Source organism: Xanthomonas sp. 60 (assembly GCF_011761925.1).
This window is the reverse complement of the sequence record NZ_JAASQW010000001.1, coordinates 730,796-750,597: the sequence shown is the minus strand read 5'-3', so window position 1 is coordinate 750,597 and position 19,802 is coordinate 730,796. Positions and strand designations below refer to the sequence as shown.

Sequence of the window (19,802 nt, the reverse complement as noted above, 5' to 3'; positions counted from 1 at the left end):
GCCGACCCGGCCGCTCAACCCTCGGCCTGCACCCGGAGCGCCTCCCGGGCGCGTTCGCGATGGTGCTCCCAGTACCAGAACACGAATCCAGCAGCGAAGAACGCCGCCTGGCCCAGTGCGAGGTGCAGCGGCGAAGCGTTCAACAACGGCGATACCACGCCGGCCACCACGGTGCTGATCATCAGCTGCACGAAGGCCTGCAGCGAAGACGCCAGCCCGCGCTGGTGCGGGTACATGTCCAGCACGGCCAGTGCCAGGATCGGGAAGATCAGCGCCATGCCCAGGCCACCGAGGAAGATCGGCAGCACCGCCCAGGGCAGCGCGAGCTGCGGCGCAAGGGACACATAGCCCATGTTGAGCAACGCCGAGACCGCCGCGCAGATGAAGCCGATGCTGACCTGGCGCGTAGGCGTGGTGCGTCCGGCCATGCGCCCGGAGAGGAACGAGCCGGCCGTCATGCCCCCGATGGTGGGGATGAACAGCCAGGCAAAATCGCCCTCGCCCAGGCGCAGGTGCTGCATGACGAACACAGGGGCCGACGCGATGTAGAGGAAGATGCCACCGAAGGCCAGGCTGCCGGCCAGCGCGAGCCGTACGAACCGCGGATTGGACCCGATGCGCAGGTAGTCACGCACCAGCCCGCGCGGCGACAGCGGCGTGCGCGCCTGCAGCGGGTGGGTTTCCGGCAAGTAGCGCGCCGTGGCCACCAGCAGCAGCAGCGAGAACACCACCAGGAACCAGAAGATCAGCGGCCAGCCGGCGCCGCTGAGCAGGATCCAGCCGCCGATGATCGGCGCGATCGCCGGGGCGATGCCGAAGATCATCGACACCTGGCTCATCAGGCGCTGCGCATCGTGGCCGTGGTACAGATCGCGGATCACCGCGCGGCCCACGATCATGCCCACGCCTGCCGAAAGGCCCTGCAGCGCGCGGAAAACCAGCAGCGTGCCCAGATCGGTCGAAAGCGCGCAGCCGACCGAGGCGCCCACGAAGACCACCAGCCCGCCCAGGATCACCCGCTTGCGCCCCCAGGCATCGGACAGCGGACCGTGCGCCAGGCTCATCAGTCCGTAGAACAGCAGGTACACGCTGACGGTCTGCTGCACCGCCACCTCATCCACCTTCAGGCGCTGGGCGAGCTGCGGGAAGGCGGGGAAAATGGTGTCGATGGAAAACGGACCGAACATCGCCAGCCCTGCGAGCAGCAGGGCCAGGCGGCGGGTCGAAGGCGAGGCGGCGGTCATTGCGGAATCCAGCGGTCGGGGTCGGCGCGGACAGGCACGCCGGGCAGGCGCACTCCCTGCCAGGAGGCGCCACATGAATACGGGTATGGGGGCATGATAGGCCTTATCCGACGTCATTTCCATGCGCCTTCGCGCAAGAGCGTAGGGTGGGCCAGCGCGTGTTCACCCGTGAGTATCCGCCGTTGCCGCAGTGCACCGGCTATAATCAGCAGGCAACAAGGTGGGAGAAGCAGGACACCGCTGCCGAAGGCGCAACGCCCGTAATCGCTCAGGCTCGTGACCACCCGCAACAAAACTCTGGAGAGACCGGTCAAACCCGGCGCCGAAGGGGCACGAAGCCGCAGCTCACCGCGCTTCACAAACTCTCAGGCAAAAGGACAGAGGGGCGCCCTGCAGGCAGCCGGATGGCGGCCTGCCCGCATGCGTGCCCTTTCCCACGGATCCTTCGCCATGTCCCAGAACACCCCTTCGCTGCGCGACCTCGAGCATCACGATGCCTTCGTCGAGCGCCACATCGGCCCCAATGACGCCGAGATCGCGCAGATGCTCGGCGTGGTGGGCCACGCCTCGCTGGACGCGCTGACCGATGCCATCGTGCCAGCCCGCATCAAATCGCCCGCCCCGCTCGCCCTGCCCGATTCACTGACCGAAGTGGACGCGCTGGCGAAGATCCGGGCCATCGCCAACCAGAACACCGTGCTGCGCAGCTTCATCGGCCAGGGGTACTACGGCACGCACACTCCGAATGTCATCCTGCGCAACATCCTCGAGAATCCGGCGTGGTACACGGCCTATACGCCCTACCAGGCCGAGATCTCGCAGGGCCGCATGGAAGCGCTGATCAACTTCCAGACGCTGTGCGCCGACCTCACCGGGATGGAGATCGCCAACGCCTCCCTGCTCGATGAAGCCACCGCGGCCGCCGAAGCGATGACCCTGGCCAAGCGCTCGGCCAAGTCGAAGTCGGACACCTTCTTCGTGCATGACGCGGTGCATCCGCAGACGCTGGAACTGCTGCGCACCCGCGCCGAGCCGATGGGCATCGTGCTGCGCGTGGGCACCCCGGCCGAAGCCTTCGAAGCGGAGGCCTTCGGCCTGCTGCTGCAGTACCCGGACACCTTCGGCCAGGTCGGTGACTACAAGGCGCTGGTGGAGGCCGTGCACGCGCGCGGCGGCCTGGTGGCCGTGGCCACCGATCTGCTTGCGCTGACCCTGCTGGCCGCCCCCGGCGAATGGGGCGCGGACATCGTGGTGGGCAACAGCCAGCGCTTCGGCGTGCCCTTCGGTTTCGGCGGCCCGCATGCCGCCTTCATGGCCTGCCGTGATGCCTTCAAGCGCAGCATGCCCGGCCGCCTGATCGGCGTCTCCGTGGATGCACACGGCAACCCGGCCTACCGCCTCACCCTGCAGACCCGCGAGCAGCACATCCGCCGCGAGAAGGCCACCTCCAACATCTGCACCGCGCAGGTGCTGCTGGCGGTGATGGCCTCGATGTATGCCGTGTACCACGGGCCCGAGGGGCTGACCCGCATCGCCCGCCGTACCCATCGCCTTGCCGTGATCCTGGCCAGCGCGCTGCGCAGTCATGGCGTGGCCGTTGGTACGGACTTCTTCGATACGCTGCACATCACCGACGTCGATGCCGAGGCGATCCACGCCGCCGCGCGCGCCGCCGGCTACAACCTGCGCGCGATCGACAGCCGCTCGGTGGGCATCAGCCTGGACGAGACCGCCACCCGCGAGGACATCGTGGCCGTGGCGGCGATGTTCGGGGCGCCGCTGGACATCGAAGCGCTCGACGCCACGGTCGCCCCTGCGATCCCCGCCGGTCTGCAGCGCACCAGCGCGTTCCTCACCCATCCGGTGTTCAACACGCACCACAGCGAGCACGAACTGCTGCGCTACCTGCGTTCGCTGGCCGACAAGGACCTGGCGATGGACCGCACGATGATCCCGCTGGGCTCGTGCACCATGAAGCTCAACGCCACCGCCGAGATGATCCCGGTGACCTGGCCGGAGTTCGGCAACATCCATCCGCTGGTGCCGGCCGATCAGGCCGTGGGCTACAAGGCGCTGATCGAAGGCCTGGAAGCGATGCTGGTGGAATGCACCGGCTACGATGCGGTGAGCCTGCAGCCCAACTCCGGCGCGCAGGGCGAATATGCCGGCCTGCTGGCGATCCGCGCCTACCACCGCTCGCGCGGTGAAGCGCATCGCGATATCTGCCTCATTCCCGATTCGGCGCACGGCACCAATCCGGCCTCGGCGCAGATGTGCGGCATGAAGGTCGTGGTGACCAAGACCGATGCCAACGGCAACGTGGACCTGGAAGACATCCGCCGCAACGCGGAGAAGTACAGCGATCGCCTGGCCGCGCTGATGGTCACCTACCCGTCCACGCACGGCGTGTTCGAGGAGGAGATCGTGGAGATCTGCGAGATCATCCACCAGCACGGTGGCCAGGTGTATACCGACGGCGCCAACATGAACGCGCTTGTCGGCGTGGCCAAGCCGGGCCAGTGGGGCTCGGATGTCTCCCATCTCAACCTGCACAAGACCTTCTGCATTCCGCATGGTGGCGGTGGTCCGGGCGTGGGCCCGTGTGCAGTGAAGTCCCACCTCGCGCCGTTCCTGCCGCGCACGCTCGGCGGCGAAGGCGATGTAGGCATGGTCTCGGCGGCCTCCTTCGGCAGTGCCTCCATCCTGCCGATCAGCTGGATGTACATCACGCTGATGGGCAGCGCCGGCCTGCGCAAGGCCACCCAGGTGGCGCTGCTCAACGCCAACTACATCGCCAAGCGTCTGGCGCCGCACTTCAGGACCCTCTATACCGGCCGCAACGGCCTGGTGGCGCACGAGTGCATCCTTGACATCCGGCCGCTGGAGAAGACCAGCGGCATCGGCGCCGAGGACATCGCCAAGCGCCTGATCGACTTCGGCTTCCACGCCCCGACGCTGAGCTTCCCGGTGGCCGGCACGCTGATGGTGGAGCCGACCGAAAGCGAGTCCCAGCACGAACTGGACCGTTTCATCGACGCCATGATCCAGATCCGCCAGGAAATCGCGGCGATCGAGGACGGGCGCCTGGAGCGCGAAGACAACCCGCTGAAGAACGCCCCGCACACCGCGACCGACGTGACCGCCAGTGAATGGACCCACGCCTACCCGCGTGAGCTGGCGGCCTTCCCGCTGGCCAGCCTGAAGCAGTCCAAGTACTGGCCGCCGGTGGGCCGCGTGGACAACGTGTACGGGGACAAGAACGTGATGTGCGCCTGCATCCCCGTGGATGCGTACAAGGACGAAGACGAGGGCATCGAAGCCTGAGCGACGGTTTGTCGTCCAGTGATGCAGATGAACGGCCCGCACATGCGGGCCGTTCGCGTTCTGGTACAGCAGGAACGCCTCGCCGTCGCCCGCCACGACGTGAATGCCAGTGTCAGATGCGACTCATTCGGACTTTCCTACACTGCCAGGTACGAGGGCACACTCCGTAACCCGTGGCCGTCACACTGAAATCAAGCTGCCTATCCCATCAGCGCTGAGAGCCCCATCACAAACGCAGTCTTCGCGTTCTGAACTGCTGATCTGGTCACGCTCTGGCCCGAATCACCGCAGCACGGGCAGCACATCATTTTTCCACGCTCTGGCACTGGCCAGCCAGAACGGGTCCCGCCTCGCGAGCGGGATCGAAGACGCCGCCCTGACCGGCGGTACCACCGTCTACTGGAGAAACCATCATGAACCATCTGAAGACTGTCCTGACCTCGGCCGCCCTGGCCCTGGCCTTCGCCATCCCGAGCGCCAATGCCCAGAACGCCTCCGAACGTGGCGTCGTCGACTGCGGCGTGAAACTGGCCACCTGCCTGGCAAGCGGCGGCAACGTGCTCACCTGTGGCATCGAGTTCGCGCAGTGCATGGCCACCGGCGGGGCTGCGCCGGACGAGCGCCGCGAGAACTGATGCAGCGGGCGCGGACGCCACGGCGTCCGCGCCTTGCCGTCCGTGACCCGCGTTCGGCCAGTCAGTCAGGCGCCATACGCGTACGCCGCGCGAGCGCGCTGCAGGCGGCGATCGCCAGGGTGAGGCCGACCATCGACAGGAACTGCAGCCGCGTCGGCGCTTCCCACAGCAGCAGGCCGAAGATCATCGCCAGGATCACCAGCGCGGTGCAGGTCAGCCAGGGAAAGGCGGCCATGCGGAACGGCAGGCGGACCCCGGCGCGATCGGCGCGCCGTCGCAGCACCAGCTGCGAAACCAGCGAGAGCGTCCATACCAGCAGGCAGGTCGAGCCGACGATGTTAAGCAGCACCGGCAGCACCTTGCCCGGGAACAGCAGCTCCAGCCCGGTGGCCACAAAGCCGAACAGCACGCTGGCCAGCACGGCCTGGACCGGCACCTGGCGGCTGTCGGCGCGGCCCAGCAGCGCAGGCGCTTCGCGGCGCTGCGCCAGCGAGAACATCATTCGCGAGGCGCCGTAGAGATTGGCATTGAGCGCCGAAAGCAGCGCGATCACGGCGATCAGCGTGATGGCGGTGGCCGCACCCGGAATGTTCGCCGCTTCCAGTACGGCAGCGAACGGCGACCCCAGTGCCTCGCTGGTCCACGGCACCACCGCGATGATCACGCTGAGGGAACCGATGTAGAACACCAGGATGCGCCAGGCCACGGTACGGATCGCACGCGCGATGCTGCGCTCGGGATCCTCGGTTTCAGCCGCTGCCACCGCAACGATTTCCGTGCCACCAAAGGCGAACACCACCACCAGCAGCGCCGCCCCGATGCCAGCCAGCCCGGTGGGTGCGAATCCGCCGTTGGCGGTGAAATTGCTCAGGCCCGGCGATGCTGCCTGCGGCAGCCAGCCCAGCAGCAGCGCCGCGCCGATGGCGATGAAGGCGAGGATGGCCAGTACCTTGAGGATCGCGAACCAGAATTCGAACTCGCCAAAGTTCTTCACTCCCAACAGGTTGATCACGGTGAAGACCAGCATGAACGCCAGTGCCACCAGCGGCACCGGCAATGCCGGCCACACGGTGGCGAGCAGGCCGGCGGCACCCACCGCTTCGGCGGCGATGACGATGACCAGCTGCACCCACCACAGCCACCCCACGGTGGCGCCGGCGGTGGGTCCCAGCGCGTCGGCGGCATACACGGAGAACGCGCCGCTGGTCGGCTTGGCCGCGGCCATCTCGCCCAAGGCGTTCATCACGATGATCACCAGCGCGCCGGCAACCAGATAGGAGAGCAGCACCGCAGGCCCAGCCAGCTTCACGCCGACGCCGGAGCCCAGGAACAGGCCGGCACCGATGGCGCTGCCCAGGCCCATCATGATCAACTGCCGCGGCTTCAGGGAATGACTCAGGCGCGACGGGGAAACAGACGGTGCGGAGGGTACGGGCATGGGCGGGCGGCGTGTGACGATGAGGTCGTCACCTTACCCTGTCCGGCGCGTGGAGGGCATAGGCCGGAGGGCCTGCCCGCTCAGCGGTCCGGGTGGGCGGCGGTCAGCTCGCTGATGCGCGCACGGTAGGCGCGCGGAGACATGCCGCTTTCGGCCTTGAACTTGCGCGTGAAGGCGCTCTGGTCGCTGAATCCACACGCCTGTCCAATGCTGGCGACGCTGTCGTTGCCATGCAGCAGGTGCATGGCCATCTGGATGCGCAGGCGGGTAAGCACCTGCTGGGGGGTCATCTGGAACACCTTGCGGAAGCTGCGTTCCAGTTTGGACAGCGAAAAACCGGTGATGTCCAGCAGGGTCTGCATGCGCACGTTTTCAGCGTAATGCGCGTTGAGGTGGGCCAGGGCAAGGCGCAGATGCTCGTACTGCGCGCCGAGACTGTGCTTCTGCCCCAGATCGCGCGAGATGCCGATCAGTCCACGGATCTCCCCGTCCACCCGCAGCGGTCGCTTGCAGGTCAGGCACCAGCCGGGTTCACGGTTGGCGAACAGGTGCAGCTCCATCAGGTTCTCGATCACCGCCCCGTCCAGCACGCGCGCGTCCTGCTGGGCGTAATCGGCGCTCAGTCCGGTGGGGTAGATCTCCGCCGCCGTCCGGCCAATGACCTCTTTGCGCGACTTCAATCCCAGCCGGCGCAGCATGGTCTGGTTGATGTGCGTGTAACGCCCATCACAGTCCTTGATGAAAAACAGGACATCCGGAATGGCGTCGAACAGGGCTTCGATATCGGCAGATTCAACACGCATGGCGACAGCATACCGCGATGCGCGGTTTTTGCTGGGCACTCACCCCGCCCGAACAAGGCGTTAACGTCTCAGCAGCCACTGTCGGAGCATCCCCTTTTCCTTCAGCCAGGAGCGCCCGATGGCCCCCAGCACCCCCCGCGCCACGCCCCCCTCTTCCACTCCATCCGACGCGGGCGAGCATGCGCGCGGCACCGGCGGCGAACTGCACCAGCTCGCAGGCGGCACCCACCCGGTCCTGACAACCAACCAGGGCATCCCCGTAGCCGACAACCAGAACTCGCTGACGCAGGGCCCACGGGGACCCACGCTCCTGGAGGACTTCATCCTCCGCGAAAAGATCACCCACTTCGACCATGAGCGTATTCCCGAGCGCATCGTGCATGCGCGTGGCAGTGCGGCACACGGGTACTTCGAACTGACCGAATCGCTCGGCCAGTACACCCGCGCGCGCATCCTGAGCGAAGTCGGCACCAGGACCCCGGTGTTCACCCGGTTCTCGACGGTCGCCGGCGGCGCCGGCTCGGTGGATACCCCGCGCGACGTGCGCGGCTTCGCGGTGAAGTTCTATACCAACGAAGGTAACTGGGATCTGGTCGGCAACAACATCCCGGTGTTCTTCATCCAGGATGCGTTGAAGTTCCCGGATCTGGTGCATGCAGTGAAGATGGAACCGGACCGCGGCTTCCCGCAGGCCGCCAGCGCGCATGACACGTTCTGGGACTTCATCTCGCTGATGCCCGAATCGCTGCACATGATCATGTGGGCGATGAGCGATCGCACCATTCCACGCTCGCTGCGCACCATGGAAGGTTTCGGCGTGCACAGCTTCCGTCTGCTCAACGAAGCCGGCGAGTCCACCTTCGTCAAATTCCACTGGCGTCCGAAGCTGGGCGTGCAGTCCACCGTCTGGGACGAAGCGCTCAAGCTGCAGTCGGCCGACAATGATTTCCACCGCCGCGACCTGTTCGAGGCCATCCAGAAGGGTGACTTCCCCGAATGGGAACTGGCCGTGCAGCTGTTCACCGAAGAGGATGCCGAGGCGTTCCCGTTCGACCACCTGGACCCGACCAAGATCGTGCCCGAATCGCTGGTGCCGTTGAAGGTCATCGGGCGCATGGTGCTGGACCGCTGGCCGGACAATTTCTTCGCCGAGACCGAACAGGTGGCGTTCTGCCCGGCCAACGTGCCGCCAGGCATCGATTTCAGCAACGACCCGCTGCTGCAGGGCCGTCTGTTCTCGTATCTGGATACGCAGCTGAGCCGGCTGGGCGGACCGAACTTCCACCAGATCCCGGTCAACGCACCGAAATGCCCATTCGCCAACCATCAGCGCGATGGCCATATGCAGATGCAGGTGCCGAAGGGCCGCGTGGCCTACGAACCGAGTTCATTGCAGGCTGACAGCCCGCGCGAAACACCGTCGGGCTTCCGCAGCCATGCCACCGCCGACGACGGCCGCAAGGGCCGTACGCGTCCGGAAAGTTTCGCCGACCACTACAGCCAGGCGCGCATGTTCTTCCGCAGCCTGGAGGCGCCGGAGCAGGCACACCTCGCCTCGGCGCTGGTGTTCGAGCTGTCCAAGGTGGAGACGGCCCACGTACGTGAACGCGTGGTGGCCCAGGTCCGCAACATCGACGAGAGCCTGGCAAAGCGCGTGGCCGACGGCCTGGCGATGCCCGCCCTGCCCGATGCGGCGCCCACCGCCGCGCCGGTGACCGACATGCCGCCTGCGCCCGAGGTCAGGGTCATCGGCCGTGGCCGCCAGACGTTGCAGGGTCGCAGCGTAGGCATCCTGTTCGATGAAGGCTCCGACGCCGGCGTGATCGCGGGGCTGCGCAGCGCCGCCGAATCGGCGGGTGCGACGGTCAAACTGGTGGCGCAGAAACTGGGCGGTGCCACCCTCAGCGATGGCACCGTGCAGGCGGCGGACGGCCAGCTGCAGGGCACGCCTTCGGCGATCTTCGATGCCGTGGCGATCGTGCTGTCTGCGGACGCAGGCAAGCGGATCGCACGTGAGGCCGCCGCCGTGGACTTTGCCAGCCACGCCTGGGCGCACCTGAAGGCCATCGCGCATGATGGCGGTGCCGAGGCCCTCCTGCAGGCCGCCGGCATTGATCCCGACGCCGGTGTCGTGGAGGCCGGAAAGCCGAAGGACTTCATCGAGGTCGCGGCCACGCGGCAGTGGGCGCGCGAACCGAAGCTGCGTCTTCTGGCCTGATGGCCGATGGTTGAACAACGCGTGCCGGCCCCGTGCCGGCACGCGTTTTTTCTGCCCCGCAGGCCGCCGTTCAGCGGCGCAGGGCGAGCCTCACGCGGTGCGGAACACCGCCATCGAGGCCATCATGGCCTGGGCCTGCTCTTCCAGCGCCCGGCTCGCGGCCGTGGCTTCTTCTACCAGGGCGGCATTCTGCTGGGTGACCTGATCCATCTGCACCACTACCTGATTGACCTGTTCGATGCCGGCAGCCTGCTCCTTGGTCGCCGCCGCGATATCACTCATCAGCTGGTTGGTGCGCGAGCTGGCCTGCGCCAACCGTGCGATCGCCGCCTCCGACTCCACCGTCACCGCCAACCCGGTCTGCACCTTGCCGCTGGCCTCATCGATCAGGGTCTTGATCTCCCTGGCCGCTACGCCGGCACGCTGTGCCAGCGACCGCACCTCGGTGGCCACCACGGCGAACCCGCGACCGTTCTCGCCCGCACGAGCCGCTTCCACGGCCGCGTTCAGCGCCAGGATGTTGGTCTGGAACGCGATCCCGTCGATGACCGAGGTGATTTCGGCGATCCGCGAAGAGGAGTGATCGATCTCCTTCATCACTGACGCCATCTGGCCCATCGCCTGCTCGGTCGCCCGCACCGCGTCGCCTGCGGCATGTGCTTCGCGGTCAGCCTGGCCAGCCAGGTCCGCGTTGTGGCGCACTGTCGAGGTGAGCTCTTCCATCGAAGCGGCGGCCTCTTCCAGATTGGCGGCCTGCTGCTCGGTGCGGCGCGAAAGGTCCGCATTGCCAGCAGCCAGTTCCTGCGCCGCGTTGTCGATGCTGCCGGCGGCCTGCTGGATGCCGCTGACGATGCCGGTCAGCTGGGCGGCGGTGCGGTTGGCATCATCGCGCATGCGGGCGAACACGCCTTCGTACTGTCCGCTCATGCGGGCGCTCAGGTCGCCATCGGCGATCGCGCGAAGCACGTTGGAGACGTCGGCAATGCTTGCCTCCGCGCTGGCCATCATGCCGTTGAGGTTGGCGACCATTGCCTTGAACGCATGCTGGAAAGCCGCCTCGTCACCGCGTCGGGAGAAATCACCGGCGCGCGCGGCACCGGCCAGGGCGTCGATCTGCGCGTTGATCGCCGACAGATTGCCCTTGACCGTCGCCATCGTGCGGGTGAGGACTTCCTTCTCGCCCGGATAGTGCTGCAGGTCGCGGCGCAGATCACCGATGGCATAGTCCTGCATGACATCCACCATGTGGAACTGAACGTCCACGTGCGAACCCACCAGCGTATTGGTGGCCACGGCCATGCGGCCGAAATCGCCGGGGAAGGCCTCGGCGGGCATGCGGTAGCTGATCGCCCCGGCCTCGTGGCGGGCGGCCATGTCCAGCTGTGCGCCGATCACCGCCTGCACGTTCTCGCGCACGCTGGCCATCGCGTGCCCGAGCTGGGTCAGCTCGTCCTTTCCACCCAGGCGGAAGTCCTGGTCAAGCTGGCCCTTGGCCATGCGTTCGGCCAGCAGCACCGCACGTGCCAAGGGCCCGGTCAGGCTGCGGGCGATCAGCAGCGAGGCCGCCACGCCGATCACCAGCGCCACCGTGCCTAGAGCGAGCAGCTGCCACAGGCTCCGCTCGCCGAGCGCGATGGCCGCCGCAGCGGCCTGCTGGCTTGCTGTCTGTTCGTGGGCCACCGCGTCGGACAGGGCCTTGTTCCAGCCGGTCGCGGCCTGCAGCACTTCGCCCAGGGTGAGCGTCACGGCGGCAGGGTAATCCCCCGCTTCCATCAGCGCGGCGGTCTGTCTGTTCAGCGGTCGGGCCAGCGCACGGCGCGCGGCGATGGCTTCGCCGAGCGCCCTGCTCGCCGCATCAGCCGGGAGCGCCTGGTACGCCGCCCAGCCGGCCTCGTACCGTGTGACCAGCTCGGCGATGCGCTGCTCGTCCGTCTCTCGACCTTCGCCCTGGCGGATCAGCATTTCGCGGCGGACCACCAGCATCTGGTTGTTGGCATCCAACAGGTCCGACAACAGGCGGACCTTGGCCACGTGCACGTTGACGACCTGTTCCATCGCCCGCTTCTGCACTGCAGTGGCCACGCCTCCGATCGCCACCACAGCCGCCACGAGCAGCAGCAGCAGGCCGAAGCCCAGACTCAGGCGCCAGACGACGCGGACGTTCCTCAACAGATTCATGGCGGGCACTACCTAGGGAAGGCCTGCTGTATCGGCGGCGTTGACGCCGTCTTTACATCTGCACGGGATTGCGCCGTCGAACCGTTCAGCTTGCTGGACCGGGTTGCCGGCCAGGCGAGGCGAGGCGTACGGGTCTGCGTCAGTGCTTACCGCGCGCGTGGCGCCTGCTCTTTCCGTTCACGCCCTGTGCGCCATGGTGAGCTTCGGCCTTTCCGGAGCTCTCCATGCACTCATCGCTCACCCTGCCCCGCTGCCTGCTGGGTCTGGCCCTGGCCGCTTCATGGCCTGCACTGGCGCAGACGTCGACGCCTGCACCCGTTGCCTCTGCGGCCTCTGATGCGGACACGGTCGATACCGCCGCCCGCTCGCTCCTGCATGCACAGGTGCTGCTCGACCGGGCCAACTTCTCGCCTGGCCAGATCGATGGCGAGGCCGGTTCCAACCAGCGCCGCGCGGTCTCGGGCTTCCAGGCCGCGCATTCAATCAAGGTGACCTGCGAGCTCGACGAGACCACCTGGCAGGCCTTGCTGAAAGACGACGCGGCGCCGCTGGCAACGCACGTCCTGACCGCGGAGGATGTGGCCGGCCCGTTCCGGCCGATCCCGGCCACACCCGCCGCGCAGGCCGCACAGGAGGCACTCGGCTTCACGTCCGTGGAAGAGAAACTCGGCGAGAAGTTCCACGCCTCTCCGGCGCTGCTCAAGGCCCTGAATCCCGGCGTCGATCTGTCCACAGCCGGCACCTCGATCCAGGTGCCGAACATCAGCACCACCGCATTGCCCAAGGCCGCCAGGATCGTTGTGGACAAATCCGACTCCACGCTGCAGCTGCTTGATGAAGGTGGAAAGGTCATTGCGCAGGTACCGGTCTCGTCAGGGAGCCAGCACGACCCCCTGCCCATCGGCGAATGGAAGGTCCTGGGCGTGGCGCGCAACCCCACCTTCCACTACAACCCGAAACTGTTCTGGGATGCAAAGAAGGGTGACAGCAAGGCAACGCTGCCGCCGGGCCCGAACAATCCCGTCGGCGCGGTCTGGATCGACCTCTCCAAGGCGCATTACGGCCTGCACGGTACGCCCGAGCCCGGCCACGTGGGCAAGACCGAATCGCATGGGTGCGTACGCATGACCAACTGGGATGCCGCACGCGTGGTCGACGCGGTCGGCCCGTCCACCCCGGTGCGGATGCAGGAGTGAACGCATGCGCATGATGCCCGTGGTGGCGGTGGGACTGGTTACGGGACTCGCCGTGGGCTGGTGGTTGTTCGGCAGCCACGGCCGTGCCGTGGATATCGCGCCGGTGGATCCCGCCGTGGCGCTGGCCGAATCGGCGAGCACCCCGGCGGTGGCGCCCACCGGTGCACCGCAGCGCGAGCAGGTGACGGTGCCCCCGGCTGCGGCCGCGGCCGCGGCACCCGGTGCGGTGCCTGCACCTGCTGCGCTCTCCGCCCCGACGACACGTGCAGCCGAGGGCAGTGGCCTGCTGCTGCCCGTGCAGGGCGTACAGCCCTCCGAGCTGCGGGATACCTTCACAGACGCGCGCAGCGAAGGCCGCGTGCACGATGCCATCGACATCCTGGCCCCGGCGGGCACGCCCGTGCTGGCCGTGGCCGATGGGCACGTGGAGAAACTCTTCGACAGCGAAAAAGGCGGACTGACGCTCTACCAGTTCACGCCCGACGGCGTGCACTGCTACTACTACGCCCACCTGCAGCGGTACGCCGAGGGGATCGTGGAAGGCAGGCAGATCCGCCGCGGCGAGGTGATCGGATACGTGGGCAGCACGGGCAACGCCGACCCCTCGGCGCCGCACCTGCATTTCGAGGTGCACGTGCTGGGGCCGGAAAAACAGTGGTGGAAAGGCGAGTCGATCAACCCCTATCCGCTGCTGAAAGCCCCGTAACGCGGCAGCAACCGCGCGTCCGGCATTGCCTGCTGCGCCTGCCGGCCACGCGCAGCTGCACGTGGCCGGACACGATGTTCAGGCCGGACGATCGGCGCGGTCCTGGACCCGCAGTTCGCCATTGTCTTCGCCGTCCCACCAGGTCACGCGGGACGCGCGTACGTGCAGCAGCACGATCCCCGGCGTTTCAATGCCCTGCGGGAACCAGCGCTCCAGATCGTCCACCCAGTGCTCGGCCAAAGCGGCCTTGTCGGTGTGCACGTGGCACCGTCCCTGCACCGCCACGAACAGCGGCGGCTTGCCGAGCAGCGACTTCGCACCGGTGAAGGAAAGGCTTACCTTCGGGTCGCGGCGCACGTCGGCCACCATGCGGGTGCTTTCATAGGTGTAGAACCAGCTGTCGCCGTCATACTCCACATCGCCGTTGTTGCTCATCGGCCGGGCCGCGAGCTCGCCGCCGTCGGTGAGGGTCTGGAACATGACGAAGTCGATCTCGGCCATCTTCTTGGCGAGGCTTTCGAGGGTGTGCGTGGTCATCAGTGAGGTCCGTTGGGCAGTGTCCACCGAGCATGGGCTGCGCATCGTGATTCCGCCGTGACATCGGCCGCCACCATCAAAAAAGCCCCGCTTTCGCGGGGCTTTTTCTTTGCATCAACCGTTCAGCCTCAGGCGAAGGGATCCTGCAGGATCATCGTGTGGTCGCGGTCCGGACCGGTGGACACGATGCTGATCGGGCAACCGGCCAGCTCTTCCAGCGAACGCAGGTAGGCGCGCGCAGCCGGCGGCAGGTTCTCCCACTCGGTGATCCCGTGGGTGTTCTCGGTCCAGCCCGGGAACTCCAGGTACACCGGCGTGCACTCCTCCCAGCCCTGGCCGTCCAGCGGCGCGTACTCGGTGCGCTTGCCGCGGTATTCGTAGGCGATGCAGATCTTCAGCTTTTCCATGCCGTCGAGCACGTCGAGCTTGGTGATGCACAGGCCGCTGATGCCGTTGATCGCCACCGCGCGCTTGAGCGCGACGATGTCCATCCAGCCGCAGCGACGCGGGCGGCCGGTCGATGCGCCGTACTCGGCACCGCGGTCACGGATGCCCTGGCCGATCTCATCGTCCAGCTCGGTCGGGAACGGGCCACCGCCCACGCGCGTGGCGTAGGCCTTGGCGATACCCAGCACATAGTCGATGGAATCGGCCCCCACGCCGGCACCGGCGAGTGCGCCGCCGACCGTGGTGTTGGAGCTGGTGACGTACGGATAGGTGCCGTGGTCGATGTCCAGCAGCGCACCCTGCGCACCTTCGAACAGCACGCGCTTGCCCTGCCTGCGCAGGTCATGGAGGATGCCGGCGACATCGGATTTCATCGGCTGCACGTACTCGCCGAAGGCCAGCGCCTCGTCGAAGGTCTTCTGGAAATCGACCGCGTCGGTGCCCAGGTACTTGGTCAGCACGAAGTTGTGGTAATCCATCGCCGTGCGCAGCAGCTCTTCCAGCTGGGCCGGATAGTGCAGATCGGCGATGCGGATGCCGCGGCGCGCGACCTTGTCTTCGTACGCCGGGCCGATGCCGCGGCCGGTGGTGCCGATGGCCTTGCCGCCGGCCGCGCGTTCGCGCGCCTGGTCCAGGGCGATGTGGTACGGCATGATCAGCGGCGCGGCCGGGGAGATCTTCAGGCGCGAACGGACTTCCACGCCGGAGGTTTCCAGCTCGGCGATTTCCTTCTGCAGCGCCGCCGGGGAGATCACCACGCCATTGCCGATCAGGCACAGCGCGTCTTCGCGCAGGATGCCCGAGGGAATCAGGTGCAGCACGGTCTTCTTGCCATTGATGACCAGCGTGTGGCCCGCGTTGTGGCCTCCTTGGAAACGCACTACGGCACCGATTTCCTCGGTCAGCAGATCAACGATCTTGCCCTTGCCTTCATCGCCCCACTGGGCACCGATTACTACGACAGACTGACCCATGACGGGCTCCTCGGATTGTGTGCGGCCATCGGGGCCGCGGACGGGTAGACCATGCCAGCAACAGGACGCCGCGAAATGGCAGCTCCAGCGGGGAGCAACCGGCGCCGCCCTGCCCGGACATGGAAAAAGCCGAACGGGAGGCCCGTCCGGCTTTTGTGCATTATCCGGGTTTCACCGGTCTGGTGCCACCCTGTGCGGCAGGCGGCTGAACGACCACGGCAGGCGCTCCGCAGCACGTCAGTGCCGCGCCCACCACAGCAGGCTCAGCCCTGACAACAGCACCAGTCCGCCGAAGGTCCGCAGGGCCGCGCCCGGCAGGTCCAGCAGGCGCAGTGCCATGCGCCTCCATGCCAGCGGTGCGACGAACAGCAGCAGGCCTTCCAGCACGGCCACCAGGCACAACGCCGCGAACAGGTCTTTCATGAAAGGCTCCGGAAAAGCACGGGGCCCGGACATGCCGGGCCCCGTGGAAGCACCGCCGCGTGGATCAGCGGTCGCTCTTGAGGTACTGCAGGAAGGGATCGTTCTTGTCCAGCACGATCACGCCGTTGCCATCGGTCATCGAGGCACGGTACGCCTCCAGGCTGCGGGTGAAGGCATAGAACGAAGGATCCGCCGAGCCGGCACGACCGTAGATGCGGGTCGCCTCGGCATCGCCCTCACCGCGCAGGCGCTGCGCATCGCGCTCGGCCTCGGCCACCAGCACCGTCGCCTCGCGGTCGGCCTGGGCGCGGATGGTCAACGACTGCTCCTCGCCTTCGGCGCGCAGCTTGGCGGCCTCCTGCTTACGCTGTGCGCGCATGCGCTCGTAGACATCGTTGATCACCTGGCTGTCGGTCGGCAGGTCGATCTGCTTGATGCGCAGGTCGATGATCTGCATGCCCAGGCCCTGCACGGCTTCGTTGATGCCGGTCAGCTGGTCGGCGATCAGCTCGCTGCGGTCGCCGGAGACCAGCTCGGTCAGCGAACGCGAGTTGATCTGGTTGCGCAGCGAATCGGTGATGATCGGGGCCAGGCGTGCATTGGCCACGCGCGGATCGCCGCCGGTGGCACGGAAGTAGTCACGCACGTTGGAGATGTACCCGATGGCGAAGAAGTCGACGCTGACGTCCTTCTGCTCGGCCGTGAAATACCGCGCCGGCGCGGTATCGAGCACCTGGAAGCGGCGATCGAACACCCGCACCGATTCCACCAGCGGCACCTTGAAGTGCAGGCCGGGCTTGATGTCGGCCCGCACCACTTTGCCCAGGTTGAGCACCATCGCGGTCTGGTCTTCGCGCACCACATACACCGAGCCCAGAAGGCCCAGCAGTACGGCCACGGCCAGCCCGATCCAAAGAGAATTCCTCATCGTGCGCCCTCCTCACGGCCGCTTGCTCGCCCGGTCGGGCGGCCTGTTGGCCGGCCCGGATCGGTGGTGACTGGGGACGCCGAACCGCTGCTGGAAGCCGGCAGCACCACGTCCGGCGTGGTCAGCGGCACCTGTGCGGCGTTGCCAGCGCGGCCGTCGCTGCCCAGCGGGACATACAGCACGTTGCGGCCATCGCCGCCGATGATCTTGCGGTTCTCCGAAAGCACCTGCTCGACCGTCTCCAGCCACAGGCGCTTGCGGGTCACCTCCGGCGCGCTCTGGTACTGCTGCTGCAGCAGGGTGAAGCGCTCGGCGTCACCCTCGGCACGCGAGACGACGGCCTGCTTGTAGCCTTCGGCCGTGGTGCGCGTGCGTGCCGACTGGCCGCGTGCTTCCGGCACGATCTTGGCCGCATAGGCCTGGGCTTCGTTGATCAGCCGCTCCTTGACCTGCTGCGCACCGTTGACCTCGTCGAAGGCAGGCTTCACCTCCTCCGGCGGACGCGCATCGGGCAGAGTGAGTCCGGTCACGGTCACGCCAGTGCGGTAGGCGCCGAGCAGTGTCTGCAGGCGCGTCTCGGCGGCGGTGGCCAGCGGGCCGCGGTTGTTGAGCACCGAGTTCAGATCGGCACGGCCGACCTCCTCGCGCACGGCACTCTGCGCGGACTGCTCCAGTACCTGGTTGGCATCGAAGGTGCCGAACAGGTACAGGCGCGGGTCATCGACGCGGTACTGCACGTTGATGGAGACGTTGACGATGTTCTCGTCGCGGGTCAGCACCGGGACCTGTGCGGAGAAGGTCTTGATCTCGGTGGCGTTGACCTTGGTGACCGATTCGATCGGCCACGGCAGCTTGAAGTTCGGGCCGGGCTGCAGGATTCGCGAGAACTGGCCGAAACGCAGGACGACGCCGCGCTGCTGCTCGCCGATCAGCTGGAAGCTGGAGAACAGCACCAGCAGCACCAAGGCGATCACCACCCAGCGGACGATTCCACCCTCGAAAAGGTCTTTCAGCGGTCCGGGAAATCCACCCCAGCCGCCACCGAAACCGCCGCCACCGCGAGGCTTGGACGGCCTGCGCTGGTTATCGTCGGAACCCTGTCCGCCCCTGTTCCCGCCGGGTGTATTCCAGGCCATGCACGCTCCATCAAGAAAGGGCCGCGCCGCAGGGTGCCTGCGACGCCGGCCGTAAACCGGTCCGGTGATTCTACAAGATGGGGCAGACGTTCACGATTGAAAGGGCTACCGTGTGGTTTTCTCCGTCAGCGAGCGTTCCCGATGACCCCGCCAGCCACGTTCACCGCGTTCCGCATCCACCAGGACGAGGGCGGCCATCGCAGCGGGCTTGAACCGCTGCGGGTGGATGATCTTTCTCCCGGCCAGGTGCTGGTGCGTGCGCAGTGGTCCTCGGTGAACTACAAAGATGCCCTCGCCGGCACCGGCAAGGGACGGATCCTGCGCCGGTTTCCGCTGGTCGGCGGCATCGATGTGGCGGGCACCGTGGTCGCCTCCACCGACCCGGCATGGCGCGAGGGCGACGCCGTGCTGGCCACCGGCTGCGGGCTGAGCGAGACCCGTGACGGGGGCTACAGCCCCTATGTCCGCCTGGAATCGAGTGCGGTCATCGCCCAGCCTTCGGCACTGACCGCGCGCGAAGCGATGGTGATCGGCACGGCCGGCTTCACGGCGGCGCTTGCGCTGCTGCGCATGCACGACAACCGGCTCACGCCCGGGCACGGTCCGCTCGCGGTGACCGGCGCCACCGGCGGCGTGGGCAGCCTGGCCATCGCCATCTTCAGCCGCGCCGGTCACGAGGTGCATGCCATCAGTGGCAAGCCGGCGCAGGCGGGCTGGCTGCGCTCGATCGGTGCATCGGAAGTGTTGCCGCGCGAAGCGCTCGGCGATACCCGTCCCTTGCAGACCGCGCGCTTTGCCGGCGGACTGGACAACGCCGGCGGCCCGATGCTGGCCAGCCTGCTGGCCCAGACCGTGCCCTACGGCAGCGTGGTCAGCGCCGGACTGGCCGCCGGGTCTTCGCTGGACATGACAGTCATGCCGTTCATCCTGCGCGGTGTGTCCCTGCTTGGTGTGTCGTCCTCCAATGCGCCGCGCGCGCTGCGCGAACAGGTGTGGACGCAGCTGGGCGGCGACTGGAAGCCGGACCACCTCGACCGCATCTGCACCGGCGAAGTGGACCTGCAGGGCCTTCCTGCGGTGTTCGAACGGATGCTCGGTGGCGGCTCGCAGGGTCGCACCGTCGTGCGGATCGACTGAGCGTCGCAGGGAAGCGACGGACGGTCGGCTGCGCGCTCGCCGGTGACATGATGCGCGCCGTACACTTCCGGCATCACCTGGGGACCGACATGGCACGCATCCTGATCGTCGATGATTCGCCTTCGCAGCTGCTGGGCATCCAGCGCATCGTCGAAAAACTGGGCCATGACATCCTGACCGCCACCGACGGCGCGGCCGGCGTGGCCGCCGCGCGCGCCGAGCTGCCCGACCTGGTCCTGATGGACGTGGTGATGCCCAATCTCAACGGATTCCAGGCCACCCGCACGCTGGCCCGAGACGAAGCCACGAGGCACATTCCGGTGATCCTGGTCACCACCAAGGACCAGGACACCGACCGCATGTGGGGCATGCGCCAGGGCGCCAAGGCCTACATCACCAAGCCATTTTCGGAAGACGAACTGTCCGAAGTACTGGAGCGCGTCTTCCTGCGCTGAGCGGGCGGGCGCCGGCGGTGGAC

Annotated in this window: 16 protein-coding genes and 1 riboswitch; of the genes, 7 read left to right on the top strand and 9 right to left on the bottom strand. The window is 67.2% G+C overall.

Annotated features, from left to right (window positions below; translation table 11 throughout):
* Nucleotides 1-14: 14 nt before the first annotated feature.
* Nucleotides 15-1,244 (bottom strand): multidrug effflux MFS transporter, encoded by a 1,230-nt coding sequence (locus tag FHY09_RS03415; RefSeq protein WP_166924120.1) that lies wholly within the window; start codon nucleotides 1,242-1,244, stop codon nucleotides 15-17.
* 287 nt (nucleotides 1,245-1,531) lie between these two features.
* Nucleotides 1,532-1,635, top strand: a riboswitch (glycine riboswitch).
* 59 nt (nucleotides 1,636-1,694) lie between these two features.
* Here FHY09_RS03415 and gcvP point away from each other — a divergent pair.
* Both gcvP and FHY09_RS03405 read left to right on the top strand, forming a co-directional pair.
* Nucleotides 1,695-4,568, top strand: a complete 2,874-nt coding sequence (gene gcvP / locus FHY09_RS03410; RefSeq protein ID WP_166924118.1) for an aminomethyl-transferring glycine dehydrogenase — start codon at nucleotides 1,695-1,697, stop codon at nucleotides 4,566-4,568.
* A gap of 413 nt (nucleotides 4,569-4,981) precedes the next feature.
* The gene (locus tag FHY09_RS03405; protein WP_166924116.1) at nucleotides 4,982-5,203 is read left to right on the top strand and encodes a hypothetical protein; all 222 of its coding nucleotides are present in this window, start codon (nucleotides 4,982-4,984) and stop codon (nucleotides 5,201-5,203) included.
* 61 nt (nucleotides 5,204-5,264) lie between these two features.
* Here the strand turns inward: FHY09_RS03405 and FHY09_RS03400 are convergent, their stop codons facing one another.
* Together FHY09_RS03400 and FHY09_RS03395 are read right to left on the bottom strand one after the other, a co-directional pair.
* Nucleotides 5,265-6,641 carry an amino acid permease gene (locus tag FHY09_RS03400; protein ID WP_166924114.1) on the bottom strand — a complete coding sequence of 459 codons (1,377 nt, stop codon included), beginning with the start codon at nucleotides 6,639-6,641 and terminating at the stop codon, nucleotides 5,265-5,267.
* Between the two features lie 80 nt (nucleotides 6,642-6,721).
* Nucleotides 6,722-7,444, bottom strand: a complete 723-nt coding sequence (locus FHY09_RS03395) for an AraC family transcriptional regulator (protein ID WP_166924112.1) — start codon at nucleotides 7,442-7,444, stop codon at nucleotides 6,722-6,724.
* A gap of 118 nt (nucleotides 7,445-7,562) precedes the next feature.
* On the opposite strand from FHY09_RS03395, the gene FHY09_RS03390 reads away from it, so the two are divergent.
* Nucleotides 7,563-9,662: a catalase gene (locus FHY09_RS03390; RefSeq protein ID WP_166924110.1), complete on the top strand. Its 2,100-nt coding sequence runs from the start codon at nucleotides 7,563-7,565 to the stop codon at nucleotides 9,660-9,662.
* A gap of 90 nt (nucleotides 9,663-9,752) precedes the next feature.
* Here the strand turns inward: FHY09_RS03390 and FHY09_RS03385 are convergent, their stop codons facing one another.
* Nucleotides 9,753-11,840, bottom strand: coding sequence for a methyl-accepting chemotaxis protein (locus FHY09_RS03385; RefSeq protein WP_166924108.1), 2,088 nt, complete (start codon nucleotides 11,838-11,840; stop codon nucleotides 9,753-9,755).
* Between the two features lie 224 nt (nucleotides 11,841-12,064).
* Here FHY09_RS03385 and FHY09_RS03380 point away from each other — a divergent pair, with 224 nt between their 5' ends.
* The gene (locus FHY09_RS03380; RefSeq protein WP_166924106.1) at nucleotides 12,065-13,036 is read left to right on the top strand and encodes a L,D-transpeptidase family protein; all 972 of its coding nucleotides are present in this window, start codon (nucleotides 12,065-12,067) and stop codon (nucleotides 13,034-13,036) included.
* Between the two features lie 4 nt (nucleotides 13,037-13,040).
* Entirely contained in the window at nucleotides 13,041-13,742 is a 702-nt protein-coding gene (locus FHY09_RS03375; RefSeq protein WP_166924104.1) for a M23 family metallopeptidase, read from the top strand.
* A gap of 78 nt (nucleotides 13,743-13,820) precedes the next feature.
* On the opposite strand, the gene FHY09_RS03370 is transcribed toward FHY09_RS03375, so the two are convergent.
* The 5 genes from FHY09_RS03370 to hflK form a co-directional block, all read right to left on the bottom strand.
* Nucleotides 13,821-14,279 (bottom strand): pyridoxamine 5'-phosphate oxidase family protein, encoded by a 459-nt coding sequence (locus FHY09_RS03370; protein WP_166924102.1) that lies wholly within the window; start codon nucleotides 14,277-14,279, stop codon nucleotides 13,821-13,823.
* Between the two features lie 128 nt (nucleotides 14,280-14,407).
* Nucleotides 14,408-15,700: an adenylosuccinate synthase gene (locus tag FHY09_RS03365; protein WP_166924100.1), complete on the bottom strand. Its 1,293-nt coding sequence runs from the start codon at nucleotides 15,698-15,700 to the stop codon at nucleotides 14,408-14,410.
* A gap of 237 nt (nucleotides 15,701-15,937) precedes the next feature.
* Complete coding sequence (locus tag FHY09_RS03360) at nucleotides 15,938-16,123, bottom strand: DUF2065 family protein (RefSeq protein WP_166924099.1); 186 nt, start codon at nucleotides 16,121-16,123, stop codon at nucleotides 15,938-15,940.
* 64 nt (nucleotides 16,124-16,187) lie between these two features.
* The gene (hflC, locus tag FHY09_RS03355; protein WP_166924098.1) at nucleotides 16,188-17,051 is read right to left on the bottom strand and encodes a protease modulator HflC; all 864 of its coding nucleotides are present in this window, start codon (nucleotides 17,049-17,051) and stop codon (nucleotides 16,188-16,190) included.
* Complete coding sequence (gene hflK, locus FHY09_RS03350) at nucleotides 17,048-18,187, bottom strand: FtsH protease activity modulator HflK (RefSeq protein ID WP_166924097.1); 1,140 nt, start codon at nucleotides 18,185-18,187, stop codon at nucleotides 17,048-17,050. The genes hflC and hflK overlap by 4 nt, the downstream gene beginning before the upstream one ends.
* 141 nt (nucleotides 18,188-18,328) lie before the next feature.
* Here hflK and FHY09_RS03345 point away from each other — a divergent pair, with 141 nt between their 5' ends.
* Nucleotides 18,329-19,324, top strand: a complete 996-nt coding sequence (locus tag FHY09_RS03345) for a YhdH/YhfP family quinone oxidoreductase (protein WP_166924096.1) — start codon at nucleotides 18,329-18,331, stop codon at nucleotides 19,322-19,324.
* An 89-nt stretch (nucleotides 19,325-19,413) separates the two neighbouring features.
* Nucleotides 19,414-19,779: a twitching motility response regulator PilH gene (pilH, locus tag FHY09_RS03340; RefSeq protein ID WP_166924388.1), complete on the top strand. Its 366-nt coding sequence runs from the start codon at nucleotides 19,414-19,416 to the stop codon at nucleotides 19,777-19,779.
* Nucleotides 19,780-19,802: the final 23 nt, after the last annotated feature.

Coding starts and splice junctions, on each gene's coding strand:
- FHY09_RS03415 (WP_166924120.1), bottom strand. CDS start 1,244: ATGACCGCCGCCTCGCCTTCGACCCGCCGCCTGGCCCTGCTGCTCGCA.
- gcvP (WP_166924118.1), top strand. CDS start 1,695: ATGTCCCAGAACACCCCTTCGCTGCGCGACCTCGAGCATCACGATGCC.
- FHY09_RS03405 (WP_166924116.1), top strand. CDS start 4,982: ATGAACCATCTGAAGACTGTCCTGACCTCGGCCGCCCTGGCCCTGGCC.
- FHY09_RS03400 (WP_166924114.1), bottom strand. CDS start 6,641: ATGCCCGTACCCTCCGCACCGTCTGTTTCCCCGTCGCGCCTGAGTCAT.
- FHY09_RS03395 (WP_166924112.1), bottom strand. CDS start 7,444: ATGCGTGTTGAATCTGCCGATATCGAAGCCCTGTTCGACGCCATTCCG.
- FHY09_RS03390 (WP_166924110.1), top strand. CDS start 7,563: ATGGCCCCCAGCACCCCCCGCGCCACGCCCCCCTCTTCCACTCCATCC.
- FHY09_RS03385 (WP_166924108.1), bottom strand. CDS start 11,840: ATGAATCTGTTGAGGAACGTCCGCGTCGTCTGGCGCCTGAGTCTGGGC.
- FHY09_RS03380 (WP_166924106.1), top strand. CDS start 12,065: ATGCACTCATCGCTCACCCTGCCCCGCTGCCTGCTGGGTCTGGCCCTG.
- FHY09_RS03375 (WP_166924104.1), top strand. CDS start 13,041: ATGCGCATGATGCCCGTGGTGGCGGTGGGACTGGTTACGGGACTCGCC.
- FHY09_RS03370 (WP_166924102.1), bottom strand. CDS start 14,279: ATGACCACGCACACCCTCGAAAGCCTCGCCAAGAAGATGGCCGAGATC.
- FHY09_RS03365 (WP_166924100.1), bottom strand. CDS start 15,700: ATGGGTCAGTCTGTCGTAGTAATCGGTGCCCAGTGGGGCGATGAAGGC.
- FHY09_RS03360 (WP_166924099.1), bottom strand. CDS start 16,123: ATGAAAGACCTGTTCGCGGCGTTGTGCCTGGTGGCCGTGCTGGAAGGC.
- hflC (WP_166924098.1), bottom strand. CDS start 17,051: ATGAGGAATTCTCTTTGGATCGGGCTGGCCGTGGCCGTACTGCTGGGC.
- hflK (WP_166924097.1), bottom strand. CDS start 18,187: ATGGCCTGGAATACACCCGGCGGGAACAGGGGCGGACAGGGTTCCGAC.
- FHY09_RS03345 (WP_166924096.1), top strand. CDS start 18,329: ATGACCCCGCCAGCCACGTTCACCGCGTTCCGCATCCACCAGGACGAG.
- pilH (WP_166924388.1), top strand. CDS start 19,414: ATGGCACGCATCCTGATCGTCGATGATTCGCCTTCGCAGCTGCTGGGC.